The sequence below is a fragment of the Providencia sp. PROV033 genome (genome assembly GCF_028484855.1).
GTDB classification, from domain to species: Bacteria; Pseudomonadota; Gammaproteobacteria; order Enterobacterales; family Enterobacteriaceae; genus Providencia; species Providencia alcalifaciens.
In genome coordinates, this window is sequence record NZ_JAMPSW010000175.1 from 1 (window position 1) to 3,181 (window position 3,181).

The window sequence follows — 3,181 nt, forward strand, 5'->3', positions numbered from 1 at the left end:
CGGGTTGTGAGGTTAAGCGACTAAGCGTACACGGTGGATGCCTAGGCAATCAGAGGCGATGAAGGACGTGCTAATCTGCGATAAGCGTCGGTAAGGTGATATGAACCGTTACAACCGACGATTTCCGAATGGGGAAACCCAGTGCAATTCGTTGCACTATCGTTTGATGAATACATAGTCAAACGAGGCGAACCGAGGGAACTGAAACATCTCAGTACCTCGAGGAAAAGAAATCAACCGAGATTCCCCTAGTAGCGGCGAGCGAACGGGGAGCAGCCCAGAGTCTTAATCAGCATTAGCATCAGGAGAACGGTCTGGAAAGGCCGGCAGTAAAGGGTGATAGCCCCGTATCCGAAGGTGTTAGTGTTGTGAACTCGACGAGTAGGGCGGGACACGTGTTATCCTGTCTGAATATGGGGGGACCATCCTCCAAGGCTAAATACTCCTGATTGACCGATAGTGAACCAGTACCGTGAGGGAAAGGCGAAAAGAACCCCGGCGAGGGGAGTGAAATAGAACCTGAAACCGTGTACGTACAAGCAGTGGGAGCACCCTTGTGGTGTGACTGCGTACCTTTTGTATAATGGGTCAGCGACTTATATTCTGTAGCAAGGTTAACCGTATAGGGGAGCCGTAGGGAAACCGAGTCTTAACTGGGCGAATGAGTTGCAGGGTATAGACCCGAAACCCGGTGATCTAGCCATGGGCAGGTTGAAGGTTGGGTAACACTAACTGGAGGACCGAACCGACTAATGTTGAAAAATTAGCGGATGACTTGTGGCTGGGGGTGAAAGGCCAATCAAACCGGGAGATAGCTGGTTCTCCCCGAAAGCTATTTAGGTAGCGCCTCGTGAACTCATCTTCGGGGGTAGAGCACTGTTTCGACTAGGGGGTCATCCCGACTTACCAACTCGATGCAAACTACGAATACCGAAGAATGTTATCACGGGAGACACACGGCGGGTGCTAACGTTCGTCGTGAAGAGGGAAACAACCCAGACCGCCAGCTAAGGTCCCAAAGTCATAGTTAAGTGGGAAACGAAGTGGGAAGGCTCAGACAGCCAGGATGTTGGCTTAGAAGCAGCCATCATTTAAAGAAAGCGTAATAGCTCACTGGTCGAGTCGGCCTGCGCGGAAGATGTAACGGGGCTAAACTATGCACCGAAGCTGCGGCAGCGATATGTAAATATTGTTGGGTAGGGGAGCGTTCTGTAAGCCTGTGAAGGTGTACTGTGAGGTATGCTGGAGGTATCAGAAGTGCGAATGCTGACATAAGTAACGATAATGCGGGTGAAAAACCCGCACGCCGGAAGACCAAGGGTTCCTGTCCAACGTTAATCGGGGCAGGGTGAGTCGACCCCTAAGGCGAGGCAGAAATGCGTAGTCGATGGGCAACGGGTTAATATTCCCGTACTGGTGATAATTGCGATGGGGGGACGGAGAAGGTTAGGCTGGCCGGGCGACGGTTGTCCCGGTTTAAGGATGTAGGCAGGTGAATTAGGCAAATCCGGTTCACTATATGCTGAGGTCTGATGACGAGTCACTACGGTGGCGAAGTAGCTGATACCCTGCTTCCAGGAAAAGCCTCTAAGCTCTAGATTATCATTAATCGTACCCCAAACCGACACAGGTGGTCAGGTAGAGAATACTCAGGCGCTTGAGAGAACTCGGGTGAAGGAACTAGGCAAAATGGTGCCGTAACTTCGGGAGAAGGCACGCTGGCATTAGGTGAAGTCCCTTGCGGATGGAGCTCAAGCCAGTCGCAGATACCAGCTGGCTGCAACTGTTTATTAAAAACACAGCACTGTGCAAACACGAAAGTGGACGTATACGGTGTGACGCCTGCCCGGTGCTGGAAGGTTAATTGATGGGGTTATCCGTAAGGAGAAGCTCTTGATCGAAGCCCCAGTAAACGGCGGCCGTAACTATAACGGTCCTAAGGTAGCGAAATTCCTTGTCGGGTAAGTTCCGACCTGCACGAATGGCGTAATGATGGCCAGGCTGTCTCCACCCGAGACTCAGTGAAATTGAACTCGCTGTGAAGATGCAGTGTACCCGCGGCAAGACGGAAAGACCCCGTGAACCTTTACTATAGCTTGACACTGAACATTGAGCCTTGATGTGTAGGATAGGTGGGAGGCTTCGAAGCGTGGACGCCAGTCTGCGTGGAGCCAACCTTGAAATACCACCCTTTAATGTTTGATGTTCTAACGTTGCCCCATTATCTGGGGTGCGGACAGTGTCTGGTGGGTAGTTTGACTGGGGCGGTCTCCTCCCAAAGAGTAACGGAGGAGCACGAAGGTTGGCTAAGCATGGTCGGACATCATGCGGTTAGTGCAAAGGCATAAGCCAGCTTGACTGCGAGAGTGACGGCTCGAGCAGGTACGAAAGTAGGTCTTAGTGATCCGGTGGTTCTGAATGGAAGGGCCATCGCTCAACGGATAAAAGGTACTCCGGGGATAACAGGCTGATACCGCCCAAGAGTTCATATCGACGGCGGTGTTTGGCACCTCGATGTCGGCTCATCACATCCTGGGGCTGAAGTAGGTCCCAAGGGTACGGCTGTTCGCCGTTTAAAGTGGTACGCGAGCTGGGTTTAGAACGTCGTGAGACAGTTCGGTCCCTATCTGCCGTGGGCGTTGGAAGATTGAAAGGGGCTGCTCCTAGTACGAGAGGACCGGAGTGGACGCACCACTGGTGTTCGGGTTGTCATGCCAATGGCATTGCCCGGTAGCTAAGTGCGGAAAAGATAACCGCTGAAAGCATCTAAGCGGGAAACTTGCCTTGAGATGAGTCTTCCCTGACTCTTTAAGGGTCCTAAAGGAACGTTTAAGACTAAGACGTTGATAGGTTGGGTGTGTAAGCGTAGCGATACGTTGAGCTAACCAATACTAATGAACCGTGAGGCTTAACCTGACAACACCGAAGGTGTTTTAGAGAGATAGAGTTGATTTTCGACGAGAGTGAGAAGCCGAAAGGTGAAGGACACAGCAGCTTGTTCAAGATTGATGTTCTGGTTTAGCGAAGAAGTGCGCTAAACGGGAACGAACAGAATTTGTCTGGCGGCCATAGCGCGGTGGTCCCACCTGATCCCATGCCGAACTCAGTAGTGAAACGCCGTAGCGCCGATGGTAGTGTGGGGTCTCCCCATGTGAGAGTAGGGAACTGCCAGACATTAAAT

The 3,181-nt window shown here is 51.8% G+C and carries 2 rRNA genes; both read left to right on the plus strand.

The annotated features are described in order from the left end of the window. Positions 1 to 10 precede the first annotated feature (10 nt). Positions 11 to 2,916, plus strand: a 23S ribosomal RNA gene (locus PSF16_RS16990). 142 nt (positions 2,917 to 3,058) lie between these two features. Then, positions 3,059 to 3,174, plus strand: a 5S ribosomal RNA gene (rrf, locus tag PSF16_RS16995). Positions 3,175 to 3,181: the final 7 nt, after the last annotated feature.